Origin of the sequence: Ureibacillus suwonensis (assembly GCF_042655065.1) — a bacterium.
Taxonomy (GTDB): domain Bacteria; phylum Bacillota; class Bacilli; order Bacillales_A; family Planococcaceae; genus Ureibacillus; species Ureibacillus suwonensis.
On sequence record NZ_JBHSNQ010000194.1, the window covers coordinates 39,940 to 58,644 of the forward strand.

The following is an 18,705-nucleotide window of genomic DNA, read 5'->3' on the forward strand; positions in this document are numbered from 1 at the left end:
CTTCATTTTTTGCATGCTAATTCAACAATGGCCTCTGCATAGATTGCAGCAGCTTTGACCAAGTTGTCGATGACAACATACTCATCTTTTTGATGAGCCACATCTGGTTCTCCAGGAAATAAACTGCCGAATGCCACCCCTTTTTTCAACGCTCTGGCATAAGTGCCTCCACCGGTTGATAACGGTTTTGTGTCATCATTTGTATAACGGCGATAAACATTCAACAATGTTTGGATCAATTCATCGTCTTCCGGAATGTAATGGGGCTCCGAGTTCGACACGACATTTAAAGCAAAAGGATATTTCGCCAAATTCTCCTGGGCCATCCGCATTTTTTCTTCATACGGATAGGTCACGGAGTATCGCATGCTGACAATGATGTTTCCTCCGTTTTCCAAATCAAAAGTAACAATTCCCGCATTCAATGTCGTTGGTCCTGACATTTCATCAGCATAATCAAGACCTAGGGCTTTCCCATATACATCGCTAAAAACATCGTCCAGAAAGGAAACGAACGCTTTGCTTGCCTCCGTTGTTAAGAGGAGATTCAAAAATTGGGCAAGGATGACCGCCGCGTTTTTTCCCTTTTCCGGTTCCATTGCATGGGCAGATTTTCCTGTTACGGATATTATAACCCTATCTCCCTCCCGATTGAAAGCCACTTCTTCATCGTACTGTCTAAAATATTGATGGAACTTTTCCTCAAATCCGGAGGGAACATTTTTTAATACCGCTTCTGCAAAATCCGGAACCATATTGTTCCGGTTTCCCGCTTTAAATGAAAGGAGCTGTTCATCCTGGGACAATGGGCTTGTTTGGGAAAATTCAAGCAATGCAATCCCCTTTTCCGCATTGATCAGCGGAAAATCCGCATCCGGAGCGAACCCGATGCCAGGCATTTCTTCTTTTTGAAAGTAATGTTCCACGCATCGGAAGCCGGATTCTTCATCGGTGCCGATGATCATGCGCACCCGTTTTGAAAGAGGAATGCCTGCATCTCTGACCATTTTCATCGCAAGATAGGCAGCCATCGTCGGCCCTTTATCATCAATGGCACCGCGGCCATATAACTTTCCGTCCTTCACTGTTCCTTCAAAAGGAGGATATGTCCAATTTCCTCCCGCAGGCACCACATCCACATGACAAAGGATGCCAAGGATGTCTTCCCCTTCCCCCATTTCGATATGACCGGCATAATGATCCACATTTTTCACTTGAAATCCATCCTTCGATGCTGTCGAAAGCATCCACTCCAGCGCTTTCTTCGGACCTTCTCCAAAAGGGGCATCTTCCCTTGCGTTCTCTTCGTCCAATACACTTTCAATTTGAATCAGTTGTTTCAACCCTTGAATCAATTCATTCTTTCTCTCTTCCGCCATAGCTAAAAAATTCATGTTTTTCACCTCTTCATGCAATTTCAATTCAATCTTCTTTAAAGAAAATTGAAAAATATAAATGTATAGTTGACATTATGGGAACGTATCCTATATAATAAACGGAAATTTTATCATTTAGAATTGTGGAAAAATTAATAGTTTATTGCTATAATGAGTCTGTCAAAAGAATTTTTTGACAAAAAATTCTGATAAAGGGGATGTCTAGGGCAGAAATTTAGACCTCTCATTCATAGTTAGTCGTCCGCTAGTCTTTGCCATGTGAATCAAGATGAAGGAGTGGTTCATTTAAATGAAACCCGCGACAGACAGAATGCTGACACGCATTAAAGACGTGTATTTGTACATTCTTGAGAATGGTACAGTCACTACACAGGATTTGGTTGAAGAATTCAACATCACTCCTCGCACCATTCAAAGAGATTTGAATGTGTTAGCCTTTAACAACTTGGTGGAAAGCCCAAGTAGAGGCAAATGGACAACGACGAAGAAGAAAGTGAAGTTATCATCATAGAGATAGATTGAATACCATATGCCGACTTTGCATATAGAATGTGAACGAGTGACCTTATGACGAGGTCACTCTTTTTTGGAACCATATTCTTTCAATGCCTTCAATTCTTCATCGGACAACTCCCGATATTCTCCATACTTTAATGTTGGATCCAACACCAGGTTTGCCATCGATAACCGTTTCAGAAAAACCACCTTTTTGTTTACCGCTTCGAACATCCTCTTTACTTGATGGAATTTTCCTTCATAAATCGTCAATTCAATTTCTGACGTATCTCCGTATTTAATGATCTTCAATTCTCCCGGCTTTGTCATCGTGCCATCATCCAGAACGATTCCTCTTGCAAAGGCCTTTACGTCTTCTTCGGTCACTTTGCCATCAATCTTCGCATAGTAAGTTTTCGGGACATGTTTTTTGGGTGACAACAGTTGATGGGCCAGATCACCGTCGTTCGTTAAAAGCAACAGCCCCACGGTATCTTTATCCAGTCGGCCGACAGGAAAAGGATGATAATGTCTCAGGAGGGGACTCAATAAATCAATGACCGTCCTTTCCCGCAGATCCTCCGTTGCCGAAATGACCCCTTTTGGTTTATTCAGCATGATATAAATAAATTCTTTGTAATCCAATCTTTCCCCGAATACATGGATTTCCTGCCGCTCCGGGTCGACATGCATGGACGGGTCTTTCACCACTTTTCCGTCCACGGTCACCTGTTCTTTTTTTAACAACTGTTTTACCTCTTTTCGGGAACCGTATCCCGAATTGGCGAGTAGCTTATCTAAACGCATTTAATCAACGACACCTACTTTAATCCGAATTTCCCTGCAATCCGGGAAATCCGTCCTCCTAATAATTTTTGGGCAAGGCCGATTTTGAAACTTATCAAGGCATATACATATACGCCGACTCCAACACAAATCAATGCAACGACAAGGCTGGAAAATTTGCTTTCCACCGGTCCGATCAACAATAAAATTCCTTTATGGACAAGCAACACGGCGGCGGACATGATGGCCGTCAAAATAACGATCAGCAAAATGCGTCTTACCACCATTTTCGATTTGTAATTCAACACTTTCTTTAAAACCAAGAGATTGATCACGATTGAAACCGTATATCCGATCGCCGTCGAAAGAATCGCACCATTCGCCTGCATCGCTTCAATGAGCGGTGTATTGAGCATCAACTTGACAAGAATTCCTGTCAACAAACTGAATACAATCCATTTTTGATAATCGATTCCTTGAAGAAGCGCTGCCGTTACCTGGAATAATGCGAATAAAACGGCTACAGGCGCATAATGGGCGAGCACCTTCGCCCCCATCTCACTTTCCTCATACAAAAGGAAATAAATTTCATGGGACAATAACGTAATTCCAATCGCGGCAGGCAATGTAATGAAAAATAAAATTTGATACGACTTATCCATCGCCTCTTTCAATGATTGAAATTCACCGTTGTTAAAATATTTCGTGATTGTTGGAACAAGGGCCAAAGATAAGCTGGTTGCCAGCATGACAGGAATAATGACCACTTTGTGGGTCGTAAAGTTGACCATGCTCAAATATAAGTCTGAGACTTCCGACATGCCAATATTCTTCATGGCATTATTAAAAGTCAACATATCGACCAGTTGGAACAAGGGATTCGCAATGCCGACGAAAATCATCGGGATTGAATATTGTATCACTTCCCAATAGATTTCCCTCAACTTGATGTCAGAGTTTCCTTTACTTTGGCTTCGCAATTCATTCATTTGCGGGCGGTATTTTTTCCAAAAATAATATAGTACGAGAAGCCCGCCAACCGCTCCAATAAAGGCGGCGAATACCGATAATGCAATCGCCGTTTCGGCACTGCCCTTTAAAAGGATCATCACGGTAAAGGAGGCGCCAAGCAGGAAGACGATTCGCACAATTTGTTCCACGAGTTGGGAGTACGCGGTAGGTTCCATGATTCCGTACCCCTGGAAGAAACCTCTCCATAAACTCATAAACGGAACGACAATCAGCGCATAGCTGACCCAGCGAATGACGGAAGCCACCTGTTCAACGGAAAAGGCTTGATCTTTGCTTCGGATCACGATTTCCGCGATCGGTGTCGCCAGCAAGTTTAAGAGTAAAAAGGTCAAAAATCCTGTGATCAGCATCGTAAGGAGCCCTGATTTTAACAATCTCCTTCCAGCCGCATAATCCCCCATGGAATTATACTTCGATACAAACTTCGATACCGCTACAGGTGCACCGGAAATGGCCAGTGACAGCATGATGGTATAAGGAATATATGCATATTGGTAAAGAATGACGTTATCACTTCCAACGATCGCATAAAATGGAAAGACATAGATTAATCCAAGGACTTTGGATAAAAACATTCCAATTGTTAAAATCGCTGTACCTTTCATTAAAGAGGACATTCAATTCATCCATTCTATTAAGTTTTTTGGAATATGCATTTTTTCATTTAAGAACGGTTCGATGGACAAATAGGTTCTAAAATTTTGTGCAACAAAAATAAGCACTACCTCCAAATGCAGAGATAGTCCTTTTAAAATCATTGCGGGTTTTTCCGTGGAATCGCACCGGTTTTCAACAACATTGAAAACCGGCACTTTTTTTGAATTATTTCATATCAACGAAGAAACGTTTATACCATACAAGGAACACATATACAGTCCAGATGTATCTTGCATAGTTTGCCCGTTGATGATAATGGTCATCCAAATACTTCACCAATTGGTCCGTATTGAAAAATTCCTTCGCATAATCGGATTGGAACGCTTCTTTTACTAAATTATAATACTTTTCTTCCCGAAGCCAATGGCGAATCGGTACAGGGAATCCAAGTTTTTTCCGTTTTGCCCATTCTTCAGGCAACTCTTTAAGGGCAGCCAGTCTCAATGCGTATTTTGTATCTTTTTCGTTGACGCGATATTGTGTCGGAATGTTTTTGGCAAGTTCCATCACCTTTTTATCCAAAAACGGCACGCGCAATTCAAGGGAATGGGCCATGCTCATTTTGTCCGCTTTTAATAGAATATCCCCTGGCAACCATAGGTTTAAATCCAAATATTGCATTTTTGTCACGTCATCTTCATAAGGGACTTCCGAATAAATCGGTTTTGTGATGGAATGCACACTTGGGCCGCTGCGGTAAGCCGGTTTCAATACATTCAATGCATCTTCTTCATCCCATACGACCGCTTCGCCGATAAAGCGTTCTTCGATCGTTTGTCCACCTTTGACAAGGAAGTTTGTATATTTATTTTTCGGCAGTTTCTTTGCGATGCTTGCGATGAGTTTTCTTAATCCGAACGGAATTTTTTCATAGGCTTCCATCCGTTTGGAAGGCTGATACCACTCATATCCGCCGAAAATTTCGTCGGCCCCTTCACCGGATAATACAACGGTTACATCTTTGCTCGCCAATTCGCATAAGAAATAAAGCGGTACGGATGATGGATTGGATTGGGGTTCATCCATATGCCATTGAATCGTAGGCAGTTTTTCGAACACTTCATCGGCGCTTACGTAAGTCCGTTTATTTTCGATATTCAAAATGTCGGACAATTCTTTTGCATGATCCGTTTCATTGAACATTTTTTCATAGTTTTTAAATCCGACAGAGAAGGAGTTGTTTGGACGCAAAAGGGCTGTAACATAGCTTGAGTCAATTCCTCCCGATAAGAAAGAACCGACTTTTACATCGCTGATTTTGTGGGCTTCAACGGACTCTTTCACCGTTTTGCGGATTTCTTCCACATAGTATTCAAGGGTGTTGTCTTTCGCATGATATTTTTTATCCCAATACTTTTCCATTTTGGAAATTTTGCCGTCCCGGATAATCATGTAATGGGCCGGACGCAATTTATAAACGCCTTTAAAAAACGTTTCGTCCATTGCGGAATATTGGAATGTCAAATACGGACGCAACGCATCTTTGTTCATTTCTTTAATAAAAGCCGGGTGAGGTAAAAAAGATTTGATTTCGGATCCGAAAATGAATGTATTGTCTTTTGTATGGTTTGTGTAATATAAAGGTTTGATTCCAAAACCGTCCCGGGCAAGCATCATTTGATTGCGGTTCTTGTCCCAAATGCAAAAAGCGAACATGCCGCGCAATTGTTTGACAAATTCTTCTCCGTATTCCATGTAGCTATAAATGAGCACTTCACTGTCGGATCTTGTTTTAAAATTATATCCTTTTTCAATCAATGTTTCCCGCAACTCTTGGAAATTGTAGATTTCCCCGTTAAAAACCAACACGATGCTTCCATCTTCGCTATAAAGAGGTTGGTTCGCCGCATCGGACAAATCGATGATGCTTAACCGGCGAAATCCAAGGGACACTTTCTCATCCACGTGCTTGCCGCCGCTGTCCGGACCCCTATGGATAATTGTATCCATCATGCGTTCAATTGTTTCGTGATGATCTATTTCTTCTGTTCCATGTATATATCCAATAAATCCACACATATTTTTTCGCCTCTACTTTCTGCATAACAAGAATATTTTATCAGAAATTTTTCCGTAATCATACCGAATTATGATTATAAAACGATTCATTTCAAGATTCAATGAATCTTCTCAATTGTACTAAACTGGACAGAACTATACAATTTTCCTATGAAATCAGTTTTTCTAGATTCTCAATTTTTAAGCATCCCTTTGCCTGAATGAAAGAATTTTTTCTTTCCCCCTTCTTCTGTGTATAATATGGTCAGAATAAAACTAGACGAAAGAGAGAATCAATTATGTACGATTGCATAGTGATCGGCGGAGGGCCGTCCGGACTCATGGCGGCCATTGCGGCGGGAGAACAAAAGAAGAACGTATTGTTGATCGAAAAAGGCAACAAACTCGGAAGAAAACTTGCCATATCCGGAGGCGGCCGCTGCAATGTGACAAACCGTTTGCCGGTGGATGAAATCATCAAACATATACCAGGCAATGGCCGATTCCTTTATAGCGCCTTTTCCATTTTCAACAATGAAGACATCATCCTGTTTTTTGAACGTTTGGGTGTGCCTCTGAAGGAAGAAGACCATGGACGCATGTTTCCGGTTTCCAATCGCGCCCAGGATGTGGTGGATGCCTTGACGAAAGAATTGAAACGTTTGAATGTGGAAATCCGGTTGCAAACAGCGGTGAGCAAATTGTTGATGGATGATGAGAAAGTGTTGGGGGTTCGTCTTCAGGATGGTTCTGAAATCCGCAGTAAAACGGTTATTTTAGCGGTTGGAGGAAAAGCGGTGCCACAAACGGGATCCACCGGGGACGGTTATGCTTGGGCTGAACGGGCTGGCCATACAGTGACGGAACTGTATCCAACGGAAGTTCCCATTACCTCGAAAGAACCGTTTATTCAATCCCGACAGTTGCAAGGGTTGGCATTAAGGGATGTGGCGGTTTCCGTATTGAATAAAAAAGGAAAACCGGTTGTAACCCATCAAATGGACATGCTCTTTACCCATTTTGGTCTAAGCGGGCCCGCCATATTGCGTTGCAGCCAATTTGCCGTAAAAGAAATGAAAAAAAATGGCGGTGCGCCTGTCCAAATCCGTATCCAAACATTGACGGAATTCAACGAAGAAACCTGCTTCCAATATTTGAACCAGCTCGTAAAAAAAGAACCGAAAAAATCGGTGAAAAATTTATTCAAGCTTTTGGCGCCCGAAAGATGGTTATTATTTTTACTTGGGAGATGCGGAATAGACCCATCCAAACCTTGCGCGGAAGTCTCCCAGGAACATTTACGAAAACTGGCCCATGAATTGATTGCCTTTACGATGGATGTACATGGGACGCTGCCGTTGGAAAAAGCCTTTGTCACTGGCGGCGGGGTGTCGATCAAGGAGATCGATCCTAAAACAATGGCTTCCAAGAAAAAGAAAGGATTATATTTTTGCGGTGAAATATTGGATATCCACGGCTACACCGGGGGATTCAACATCACAAGCGCCCTTGTGACCGGCCGTATTGCAGGAATGAATGCGGGAAAGGAAAGCAGTCATTAAAAAAGCTTCCGCCATGTCAATTTCCAAGGGGTTTTTATTTATAAACAACATGGCGAATACATGAATTGACGCAAAAAGCAGGAAAATCGAATCCCTTTCATGACATGGCAGAAGCGATATTAAGTTGATTATACGTTTGATTTTTGTTTGTGGAAGTCTCTTCCATCCGTCACAGCCTCAATATAGCCCGCACGGATGACGAAATCCCCGAAATGTTCCCCTTCAAGCCGCTCTTTTGCATAATGTGCAAAAATCGGTCTTAAAGTCGCTAATATTTCTTCTTCTCCGATGTTTTCTTTATACATTTTGCTGAGCCGTGTGCCTTCGAAACTTCCTCCCAAATGCAAGTTGTATTTTCCTGGCCCTTTTCCAATGAATCCAATTTCCGCCATGGCCGCTCTTGAACATCCATTCGGACATCCTGACATGCGGATGACGATGTCTTGATCATATAAGCCAAATTCCTTCAACATCGGCTCGATTTTTTGGATGAGGGTTGGCAAGTAACGCTCAGACTCCGCCATGGCCAATCCGCAAGTCGGCAGAGCGACACAAGCGATGGAATTCCGGCGGAGAGCCGAATAGTTTTCGCTTTCCGTCAATTGATATTTATCAATGATTTGTTGAATGCTTTTCTTCGCTCTTGGACTTACATTGGCAATGATCAAATTTTGGTTTCCGGTAAAGCGGAACTCGCCCTTATGGATTTGCGCGATTTCACGAAGGGCGGTTTTTAATGGGTAACCTTCGAAATCCCGGATCCGGCCGTTCTGGATAAATAGGGTGAAGTGATATTTTCCGTCATCCCCTTTCACCCAGCCGTAACGGTCGCCGGTATGTTCAAAATGGAAGTCGCGCACTTCTTCAAATTCATAACCTAACCGCTTTTCGATTTCTTTTTTCACATTTTCCAAACCAAGGCGGTCGATTGTATATTTGAAGCGGGCTTGTTTGCGGTCTGAACGATTGCCATAGTCACGCTGTACGGTCATAATTTTTTCGCAGACGTCCACAATTTTATCTTTTGGCACAAATCCTACCAATCTCGCCAATTGTGGATATGTTCTCGTATCGCCGTGGGTCATCCCCATTCCGCCGCCGATTGCCACGTTGAAGCCGACCAATTCATCGTTTTCGATGATGGCGATCAGACCGATATCTTGTGAGAATACATCCACATCATTGGCAGGCGGTACGGCAATGCCGATTTTGAATTTGCGCGGCAAGTAAAGGGCACCATAGATTGGTTCCTGCTCTTCCTGTGTATCCACAACCTTCTCGTGATCCAGCCAGATTTCATAATAAGCGTTGGTTCTTGGAAGGAGATGCTGACTGATTTTCGTTGCATAATCCGATACTTCTTTATGCAATTTTGATTGATATGGATTGGCGTTGCACATCACATTGCGGTTCACGTCGCCGCACGCGGCAATCGTATCGATCAAAACGCTGTTTAATTCTTTCATATATTTTTTCATATTCCATTTTAAAATGCCGTGGAATTGGATCGTTTGACGGGTCGTGATTCTTAATGAACCGTTGCCGTATCGATCCGCCAATTCATCCAATTTGATCCATTGGGCAGGTTTCGCGACACCGGCCGGTAAACGTAGACGCACCATAAATTGATAGGCGGGTTCCAATTTTTTTCTTTCCCTCTCCACTCTCTCATCACGATCGTCTTGCATGTAGCTTCCGTGGAATTTTAATAATTTATTGTCCCAATCAGGAATGGCGGCTGATAGTTCATCTTGAAAGGATTCCGCCAATGTTCCGCGCAAATAGTTGCTCGCTTTCTTTACTTCCTCCACATCACTTGGTTTTCCCTCTTGCGGTGGTAACACAATTTTTTTCGTCACGTATGTTTCCTCCTTAGTAAACATCCCGCTGATAACGTTTTTGTTTCCGTAATTCTTCTAAATATTCCCGTGCTTCTTCTTCGGATTTGTTGCCTTGTTCCTGGATGATTTGCACGATGGCTTCCTGCACATCTTTCGCCATTTCTTTGTCTCCGCAGACATAAACGGCGGCGCCTTTTTCCAACCATTCATAAAATTCTTTCGCTTTTTTCAGCATTTTATGTTGCACATACACTTTTTCCTCTTGATCCCGGGAAAAAGCGACGTCCAGTTTCGTAAGCACTCCGGATTTCAACCAACCGAGCCATTCTTTTTGATAGAGGAAATCGGTCATGAAATGTTGATCCCCGAAGAACAGCCAATTTTCGCCCGAAGCGCCCCGCTCTTCCCGCTCCTGAACGAAAGCACGGAAAGGAGCGACACCGGTACCTGGTCCAATCATAATGATTGGTGTTTCATCGTCCGGAAGTTTGAAGTTCGGATTTTTTTGTACATACACTTGTACTTGATCGCCCACATCCAACTGATCGGCGATATATGTTGAGCAAACCCCATGTCTTTCCCTTCCGTCCACTTCATAACGGACAACGCCGATTGTCACATGGGCTTCATCAGGATATGCCGATAAGCTGCTTGATATGGAGTATTGGCGGGCGGGCATTTTTCTTAGGCAATTGACGAACGTTTGGGCATCCCATTGGAATGGACCGAATTGGGTTGCAACGTCCAGCAGATCGCGGCCTTCAATGTATTGTTTTAAAGCTTCCGGGTCTTCAAGTAGAGCATGGAATTTTTCATTCTCTGTAAATTCCGCAAGCTTTCTCATCAACGGTTTGGTCAACAGCGTGATTTCCAATGTATTCAATAACGCTTCTTCCAAAGAAAGAGTTGATTCATCTACGACAACTTGCTCCCTTGGATCAAATCCTAATGAGGCAATTAACGAATCAACGAGATGTTTATTGTTGAACGGTATAATGGCCAGACAATCCCCGGGTTCAAAGACTATTCCTGAATCCTCCAGCGAAAGTTCCAAATGGATTGTTTCCTTGTTGGAACCTCGCCCGTTCAAGTTGATTTTTTCAATGATTTCCGCATGGAAAGGGTTTTTGCGTGAATACTCCTTCACTTCCTGCAATGTTGTCGCGGCCGCTTCCTGAATATTGGCGGGAGCTGCGGCAGCTTCTCCCAGCAATTTATCTTTTACAGCCTCAAACCATTTTTCTGCCGGTTCCGCATAGTCAAGATCACAGTCCACCCGTTCCACCAGTCGCTTTGCCCCCAATTTTTCAAGCTGCAAATCGAAATCTTTTCCCGTTTGGCAGAAATATTCATAGCTGGAGTCTCCCAAAGAGAGAACGGCAAAAGTCACATGATCCAGTTTTGGAGCCCGCTTTCCGTGCAAAAAGTTGTGGAAGGAAATCGCATTATCAGGCGGCTCCCCTTCGCCATGGGTACTTGCCACAATGAGCAAATATTGAACTTTTTTCAATGCGTTTGTTTTAAAATCGCTCATTGAAGAAACCGTGACATCAAGGCCCAATTGCTGCAGCTGGTTGCCATATTTTTCAGCGAGTTTTTGTGCATTCCCTGTTTGACTGGCATAAAGAATCGTTACATGTTTTTTTGCCGGTGACGGTGACTGTACAACGGATGGTGATGCTATTTTTTCCACAGGAGCATCGATAACGGCAATGCCCGTTGTTGCAGTTAAATATCCAGTAAGCCAAATTTTTTGCTGTGGTGTCAATGTTGGCAATAATTCATTCAACTGCTTCACTTGTTTTTCATTAAAAGGACTATTGATGACTTCTAACACACTACACACCTCTGCGAATAAATGATTTTCTTTACTTTAATCGGATCTTTTCGTTTTTTTCGATTTGAATAATAAAATTGTCCTGCACAACTAAAGTGATGGAGCCATAACTCATTGTGCTAAGCATTTTTTTCAAGCTTTCCACCGCTTTTTCAAAATTTTGCTGTTTTTTATCCATTTCAATCACTCCCCACAAATGAATATAACGATTCTTCAATTCTCTCAATCAATACTTGGCGTACGTTTTCGTCATACCCTAAACAGCCGCATAACACAACTTGCTCAGAAAACCCTTGTTGTGCAACCTTTTTCTGGATACTTAATTTCAACAACCCGGTAAACAGCAAATACGGGATGATATACACCCGATTTTCGCTTTCACTTAATGTCAGTATTTTTTCATCGAAGGATGTGCCGTTGCCATACAGAAAGCAAGTATCAACTTTGGCGTAATCGTATGTTCGTTGAAGGAGCTTGGCAATGCGCCCTAAATCCCTTTGTACGCTTGGATCGCTGCTTCCTCGTCCAATCAATAAAATGTCGGTTTCATTTGGAATCATTGGTCCTTGTTCCAACACCCGATTGTGCAGACTGTGAATCAGCTTTTCATGAACTCCAAGCGGTTCTCCGATTGAGAATGTAACATTAGGGAATAATGCTTTGGCTTTTTCAATTTCCTGCGGGATATCGACTTTAATATGATTTGCCGAAAGCAATAAAATTGGGATGACTGCAATGCTTGTGGCACCTTTTGAAACACAAAGCTCAACCCCTTGCAGAATGGATGGTTCAGCCAGTTCCAAAAAACAATGTTCCTGGATTTCCACATTGAAATGGGGCTTCACGGATTCAATGAACCGGATCGCCTCCCAGTTTCCTTCTTTTACCCGGCTGCCATGAGCCACATACAACAATGCCTGCAATTTCATCCCTCCGTTTGATTACACCGTCTCCCGCAAAGCCTGCTGATATTGTTCAAACCATGCAATTTTTTCACGCATTTTTACCACTTCCCCCACAATGATCATTGCGGGATTTTGGATTTTTTCTTTTTCAGCTATCTCTACAATCGTCTCTAAAGTACCGGTCACCACTCTTTGATGGTTGGTAGTGCCCCATTCGATTAAAGCGATAGGAGTGGTCGGATTTCGCTTATATTTCATTAATTGTTCCGTAATATATGGCAAATTCCCAACTCCCATATAAATCGCCAACGTATCTACGGATTCCGCCAACCCCTTCCAATTGATCCCTTCGTCTTTCCCCTCTTTCAAATGACCGGTGATGATGGCGAAACTGGAGCCCAGTTCCCGATGGGTGACGGGAATCCCTGCATAGGCGGGTGCAGCAATTCCGGAAGTGATGCCCGGCACAATTTCAAAAGGAATGCCTGCATCCCTCAATACTTCCGCTTCTTCCGCCCCACGGCCAAAGACGAAAGGATCGCCGCCTTTTAATCTTGTTACAATTTTTCCTTTTCTTGCATGCTGCACCAGTAATTTGTTAATTCTTTCTTGGATCACATGATGCAATTTTGGTAATTTTCCTACAAAAATAAGTTCAGCACTTGGTTTTGCATAAGAGAGCAACTCTTTTGATACGAGGCGATCATATAAAATGACATCCGCCTGTTGAATACATTTCAGTCCTTTGACCGTAATCAAATCCACGCTTCCAGGACCAGCCCCTACGATATATACTTTTCCCATTTTATTCCCTCGCGTTTTATATTAATCTTTCAGCCAATATAAACTAAAACATTGAATTCTTATTGGTAAACTTAGTATTTGTGTTTTTTATATATTACGAAAAGATTCCCTGTTTTTTCAATACCTTTTTGTAAAAAAAAGAAAATTAATAAAATTTGATTACATTCGTTAATTCTGAATTGTTACCGGAGCCACACCATGCCGTTTTCTCAGTGCACAACCCCTTTGCAGCAGAAAAGGCCGCAATATTCCTCTACATTCAACGAATGTTTCATCTGGAATATTACGGCCTCTAGTTTGTCTAGTCAGCACTTCAAATTCTTAGTAATTTGATATAAATAATAAGTTTGAAATTGTCATAAGTCAATAGAATTTTTCATAAAACTGATAATTTAGTAAGAATTCATGAAAAATAAAACATGACTCGAAAAGTATGGCACCTTTCGAGTCATGTTCAATTATTTGACAACAATATTCACAAGTTTTCCTGGAATCACAATCACTTTTACAATTTCTTTCCCATCAATATGCTCTTTTACTCTTTCATCTTCTTTTGCCACTTGCTCCAATTGTTCTTTTGCAGCATCTTTTGGCACTGTTACTTTTGAACGCACTTTACCGTTGACTTGAACAACGACTTCCACTTCATCATCAACCAGTTTCGCTTCATCGTATGTTGGCCAAGGTTCATATGTAATGGTCTCATTATGACCTAAAATTGACCAAAGCTCTTCACCGAAATGCGGTGTGATTGGATAAAGCATTTTTACAAAGCCTTCCGCATATTCTTTTGGAACCACTTCGACTTTGTAACATTCATTGATGAACACCATCAATTGGGAAATGGCTGTATTGAAGTGCAAGTGATCGAAGTCTTCCGTCACTTTTTTCACCGTTTGATGGTATACTTTTTCCAATGTTTTATCATCGGATTCCTGGATTTTATTAGAAAGTTTTCCATCCTCCGCAACAAATAGTCTCCATACGCGCTCCAAGAAGCGTCTCGCCCCATCAAGGCCTTTCGTTGACCACGCAACCGAAGCATCAAGAGGTCCCATGAACATTTCATATAAACGCAATGTATCCGCACCATGGCTTCGTACAATATCGTCCGGATTTACCACATTGCCTCTTGATTTGGACATTTTTTCGTTGTTTTCACCTAAAATCATGCCTTGGTTGAACAATTTTTGGAATGGTTCTTTTGTTGGCACCACCCCAAGGTCATATAAGAATTTATGCCAGAAGCGGGCATATAACAAGTGAAGAACGGCATGTTCCGCCCCGCCAATGTAAATATCCACCGGCAACCAGCGTTTCAGCAATTCTTCGTCCGCAAGTTTTTCTTTGTTGTGCGGATCGATATATCTTAAGAAATACCAGCTGGAGCCTGCCCACTGAGGCATTGTGTTGGTTTCCCGGCGGCCGCGTTTTCCTGTTTTCGGATCGACCACATTCACCCACTCTTCGATGTTGGCAAGAGGGGATTCCCCAGTTCCGCTCGGACGGATATCTTTTGCTTTCGGCAATCTTAGCGGCAATTCTTCCTCTGGTACCGTTGTCATCGTACCATCTTCCCAGTGGATGACTGGAATTGGTTCACCCCAATAACGTTGGCGGCTGAATAACCAGTCTCGAAGACGGTAAGAAACTTTTTTCTCACCTACGCCTTTTTCTTCCAACCATTCAATGGCTTTCTTAATCGCCTCTTCTTTTCCTAAACCGTTCAAGAAATCGGAATTGATGTGTGGCCCATCTCCTGTAAATGCTTCCTGTTCAATATTTCCGCCTTCCAAAACAGGAATGATCGGCAAATTGAATTTTTTCGCAAATTCATAGTCGCGTTGGTCATGAGCAGGAACCGCCATGATGGCACCAGTTCCGTATGAAGCGAGCACATAGTCGGCAATCCAAATCGGAATGGCTTTTCCATTTACAGGATTGATTGCATACGCACCAGTGAATACACCTGTTTTTTCTTTCGCCAAGTCTGTACGTTCCAAATCGGATTTTGTTTGAACTTGCGCAAGATAAGCTTCCACTTGTTCCTTTTGTTCAGGAGTTGTGATTTCATTTACCAATTCATGCTCCGGTGCAAGAACGCAGTAAGTTGCTCCGAAAAGGGTATCCGGACGGGTTGTGAACACGCGGAATGTTTTGTCCGTCCCTTGCACTGTAAATGTAACTTCGGCACCTTCCGAACGGCCAATCCAATTTCGTTGCATTTCTTTGATGCTTTCAGGCCAATCGAGTTCATCCAAATCTTCCAATAAACGGTCTGCATAGGCCGTTATTCTCAACATCCATTGTTTCATCGGTTTGCGGATGACAGGATGACCGCCGCGTTCGGATTTACCGTCGATCACTTCTTCGTTGGCAAGCACGGTACCGAGGGCCGGACACCAGTTCACAGGCACTTCGTCAATATACGCTAAACCATGTTTATATAATTGGATGAAAATCCATTGAGTCCATTTGTAATATTCCGGATCCGTTGTATTGATTTCCCGATCCCAGTCATATGAAAAACCAAGTTCCTGAATTTGTCTTTTAAATGTCGCAATATTTTTTGCCGTGAATTCTGCAGGGTCGTTTCCTGTATCCAACGCATATTGTTCGGCTGGAAGACCGAATGCATCCCATCCCATTGGATGAAGCACATCGTAGCCTTGCATGCGTTTAAAGCGGGATAATATATCCGTTGCCGTATAACCTTCCGGGTGTCCCACATGAAGACCTGCTCCTGACGGATAAGGGAACATATCCAATGCATAAAATTTCGGTTTTGAATCATCGTTTAATGTTTTAAACGTTTTATTTTTCGCCCAATATTCCTGCCATTTTTTCTCAATCTCTCGATGATTGTAAGTCATGGGTATATCCTCCTTGATTTAATGTATTGCTGTCTTTTTTTGATAAAAATGAATTTTGTATTACCAGATTATCCTAAAAAGTGCCAGAATTAACGGAATATTTGAAAAATAAAAAAACTCGCCCCAACCCGAAGAGAAGGGACGAGAGTTTTCACTCCCGCGGTACCACCCAAATTAGTGACACATGCACTCAGCTCATAACCTTAACGCGGTGAACGGTTTTAACTACTTGCTTCGCTAAAACAGACTCAAAGGCGAGTTCGATCCGTCCGCTTACTAGCTTCCACCGGCCGCTAGCTCTCTGCAAAGCTTCAGAATCTACTATTCCTTCTCCTAGTCGGACATATTTTCAATGTATACATTTTAATGGAAATATTAAAAATATACAAGTCCTATTGTAGTATGACAATGCCGGACCAATAAACATTTTAGACTAAATTTTTCTTTACCGCCAGTCTCCCCACCATCATTTTCTAAGTCCACACATCATTCTGTATTTCTCCTCCTGATTTCCTTCAGCAAATTGGAAACGATCCGGACAATGAAAATGACTGCCCCTATCAATCCGATGACGCTGAATGCAAAAAACAAAGAATGTTTAAAAAAGCCAAAAATCATGCTGAAAATATAGAGCACAAAGAAAAGGATGAATCCAATAAAATTTTTGCCTCCAATAATTTGTAAGATCAATTGGAATACTCCTTTTGCCATTTTTACTTCCTATTATATCCAATATTGTGAAAATTATTATAAAGTACACGGTATGACTAATCAGATTACATCACAGATTTTTCAGTGTTATAATGTGTTATGGTATTCCACGCAATTTTACGGTTTGAGCAACTATAGCTTTCGGTGAATACCAGTAAGGAGTGAAACCATTGACAGAACAACAATTTCCATTCCCTTCCGACGGGAAACGTTATTATACATGGAATCGCTATTTGCGGGACGTGTTCGGACAAAAAGTATATAAAGTTGCGTTGGATGCAGGTTTCGACTGTCCGAATCGGGACGGCACCGTCGCCTTTGGCGGCTGCACTTTCTGCAGCGCGGCCGGCAGCGGGGATTTCGCCGGCGACCGGGTGGATCCGATTCCTGTTCAATTCGAAAAAATTAAAGCGAAAATGCAAAATAAATGGAAAGACGGTAAAACAATGGCCTATTTCCAGGCTTTCACTAATACCCACGCTCCGCTTCCGGTCATCAAAGAAAAATTTGAAGCGGCCCTGAATTGCGAAGGGGTCATCGGTTTGAGCATCGCCACCCGCCCCGATTGCCTGCCGGATGATGTTGTGGAATATTTGGCAGAACTGAATGAAAGAACTTTTTTATGGGTAGAGCTTGGCTTGCAGACGGTCCACGAAAGAACGGCCAACTTAATCAACCGCGCCCATGATTATCAAACATATGTTGAAGGGGTGGAAAAACTCCGCAAACATAACATTCGCGTTTGTACCCACATTATCAACGGCCTGCCGCTCGAGGATTACGATATGATGATGGAAACCGCACGGGAAGTGGCAAAATTGGATGTGCAGGGCATCAAAATCCATCTATTGCATCTGTTAAAAGGCACGCCGATGGTCAAACAGTACGAAAAGGGCATGTTGCGTTTCCTTGAACGGGATGAATATATCAAACTTGTGGCAGATCAATTGGAAATTCTTCCTCCAAATATGGTGGTCCACCGCATTACCGGCGATGGTCCGATCGAATTGATGATTGGTCCGATGTGGAGCGTCAATAAATGGGAAGTGTTGAACGGCATCGATGCGGAATTGGAGCGGAGAAATTCCTGGCAAGGAAAATATTATCAAGCGGAAGTGAACGGATAATGCTGGAGCGGGTATTGCCTTACGCAAAAACATTGCTTTCCTCGGTGATCACTGAAGGGGATACCGCCGTTGATGCCACTGCGGGAAATGGCCATGACACGCTGTTTCTTGCACAACTGGTGGGGGATTCCGGTGCCGTTTATGCCTTTGATATCCAGCAGCAAGCCGTGGATGCAACCATCGGGCGTTTAAAAGAGCATGGACTGGAAAAAAGGGCTCACGTCATTTTAGATGGACATGAACATCTTTCCAAATATGTGCATGGAGAAGTGGCCGGAGCCATTTTCAATTTGGGCTATTTGCCAGGAGGAAATCATGACATCATCACCAAAGGGGAAACAACCATCTCCGCCATTCAGCAGCTGCTTTCGAAATTAAAAATCGGCGGCATCATCGTTTTGGTGATTTATCACGGACATGAAGGCGGAAAAGAAGAAAAGGATGCGGTCATCGAGTATGTGAGCCATCTGCCGCAAAAATATGTTCACGTACTCCGCTATGAATTTATTAATCAAAAAAACGATCCTCCATTTCTCATCGCTTTGGAAAAAATGAATCGAGTAGGAGGGAGCGATTAACTCCCGTCCTCTCACACCACCGTACGTACGGTTCCGTATACGGCGGTTCAATTAAGATAATTGACGCAAGTTTTCATAACGAGCTTCAAGACTTTCCAACCC

At 42.6% G+C, this 18,705-nt stretch carries 15 protein-coding genes and 1 other annotated feature; of the genes, 4 read left to right on the forward strand and 11 right to left on the reverse strand.

Annotated elements, in window-relative coordinates:
• Positions 1-2 precede the first annotated feature (2 nt).
• Positions 3-1,394, reverse strand: coding sequence for a dipeptidase PepV (gene pepV, locus ACFPOH_RS16710; protein WP_342468888.1), 1,392 nt, complete (start codon positions 1,392-1,394; stop codon positions 3-5).
• 292 nt (positions 1,395-1,686) lie between these two features.
• On the opposite strand from pepV, the gene ACFPOH_RS16715 reads away from it, so the two are divergent.
• Positions 1,687-1,908 carry a DeoR family transcriptional regulator gene (locus tag ACFPOH_RS16715; RefSeq protein WP_342468887.1) on the forward strand — a complete coding sequence of 74 codons (222 nt, stop codon included), beginning with the start codon at positions 1,687-1,689 and terminating at the stop codon, positions 1,906-1,908.
• 65 nt (positions 1,909-1,973) lie between these two features.
• Here ACFPOH_RS16715 and ACFPOH_RS16720 read toward each other — a convergent pair whose 3' ends face one another.
• The 3 genes from ACFPOH_RS16720 to asnB form a co-directional block, all read right to left on the reverse strand.
• A complete protein-coding gene (locus ACFPOH_RS16720; protein ID WP_342468886.1) occupies positions 1,974-2,699 on the reverse strand; it encodes a pseudouridine synthase in 726 nt (241 codons plus the stop codon).
• Positions 2,700-2,713: 14 nt separating this feature from the next.
• Entirely contained in the window at positions 2,714-4,327 is a 1,614-nt protein-coding gene (locus ACFPOH_RS16725; RefSeq protein WP_342581670.1) for a putative polysaccharide biosynthesis protein, read from the reverse strand.
• A gap of 205 nt (positions 4,328-4,532) precedes the next feature.
• A complete protein-coding gene (gene asnB / locus ACFPOH_RS16730) occupies positions 4,533-6,386 on the reverse strand; it encodes an asparagine synthase (glutamine-hydrolyzing) (protein ID WP_342468884.1) in 1,854 nt (617 codons plus the stop codon).
• Positions 6,387-6,664: 278 nt separating this feature from the next.
• Between asnB and ACFPOH_RS16735 the strand changes: the two genes are divergently transcribed.
• Positions 6,665-7,927, forward strand: coding sequence for a BaiN/RdsA family NAD(P)/FAD-dependent oxidoreductase (locus ACFPOH_RS16735; RefSeq protein ID WP_342468883.1), 1,263 nt, complete (start codon positions 6,665-6,667; stop codon positions 7,925-7,927).
• Positions 7,928-8,055: 128 nt separating this feature from the next.
• On the opposite strand, the gene cysI is transcribed toward ACFPOH_RS16735, so the two are convergent.
• From cysI to ACFPOH_RS16770, 7 genes are all read right to left on the reverse strand, one after another.
• On the reverse strand, positions 8,056-9,786 hold the full coding sequence (gene cysI / locus ACFPOH_RS16740; protein WP_342468882.1) for an assimilatory sulfite reductase (NADPH) hemoprotein subunit: 1,731 nt from the start codon (positions 9,784-9,786) through the stop codon (positions 8,056-8,058).
• Positions 9,787-9,799: 13 nt separating this feature from the next.
• On the reverse strand, positions 9,800-11,605 hold the full coding sequence (locus tag ACFPOH_RS16745) for an assimilatory sulfite reductase (NADPH) flavoprotein subunit (protein ID WP_342468881.1): 1,806 nt from the start codon (positions 11,603-11,605) through the stop codon (positions 9,800-9,802).
• 31 nt (positions 11,606-11,636) lie between these two features.
• On the reverse strand, positions 11,637-11,783 hold the full coding sequence (locus tag ACFPOH_RS16750) for a YezD family protein (protein ID WP_342468880.1): 147 nt from the start codon (positions 11,781-11,783) through the stop codon (positions 11,637-11,639).
• Position 11,784: 1 nt separating this feature from the next.
• A complete protein-coding gene (locus tag ACFPOH_RS16755) occupies positions 11,785-12,528 on the reverse strand; it encodes a sirohydrochlorin chelatase (RefSeq protein WP_342581673.1) in 744 nt (247 codons plus the stop codon).
• An 18-nt stretch (positions 12,529-12,546) separates the two neighbouring features.
• Positions 12,547-13,314: a uroporphyrinogen-III C-methyltransferase gene (gene cobA / locus ACFPOH_RS16760; protein ID WP_342581674.1), complete on the reverse strand. Its 768-nt coding sequence runs from the start codon at positions 13,312-13,314 to the stop codon at positions 12,547-12,549.
• A 458-nt stretch (positions 13,315-13,772) separates the two neighbouring features.
• Entirely contained in the window at positions 13,773-16,187 is a 2,415-nt protein-coding gene (gene leuS / locus ACFPOH_RS16765) for a leucine--tRNA ligase (RefSeq protein ID WP_342468877.1), read from the reverse strand.
• A 134-nt stretch (positions 16,188-16,321) separates the two neighbouring features.
• Positions 16,322-16,531, reverse strand: a binding site (T-box leader).
• Positions 16,532-16,673: 142 nt separating this feature from the next.
• The gene (locus ACFPOH_RS16770) at positions 16,674-16,898 is read right to left on the reverse strand and encodes a hypothetical protein (RefSeq protein ID WP_342468876.1); all 225 of its coding nucleotides are present in this window, start codon (positions 16,896-16,898) and stop codon (positions 16,674-16,676) included.
• A 170-nt stretch (positions 16,899-17,068) separates the two neighbouring features.
• On the opposite strand from ACFPOH_RS16770, the gene mnmL reads away from it, so the two are divergent.
• Complete coding sequence (gene mnmL, locus ACFPOH_RS16775; protein WP_342468875.1) at positions 17,069-18,025, forward strand: tRNA modification radical SAM protein MnmL/YtqA; 957 nt, start codon at positions 17,069-17,071, stop codon at positions 18,023-18,025.
• Positions 18,022-18,603: a tRNA 5-(aminomethyl)-2-thiouridylate-methyltransferase MnmM gene (mnmM, locus tag ACFPOH_RS16780; protein ID WP_390310726.1), complete on the forward strand. Its 582-nt coding sequence runs from the start codon at positions 18,022-18,024 to the stop codon at positions 18,601-18,603. The genes mnmL and mnmM overlap by 4 nt, the downstream gene beginning before the upstream one ends.
• Positions 18,604-18,705: the final 102 nt, after the last annotated feature.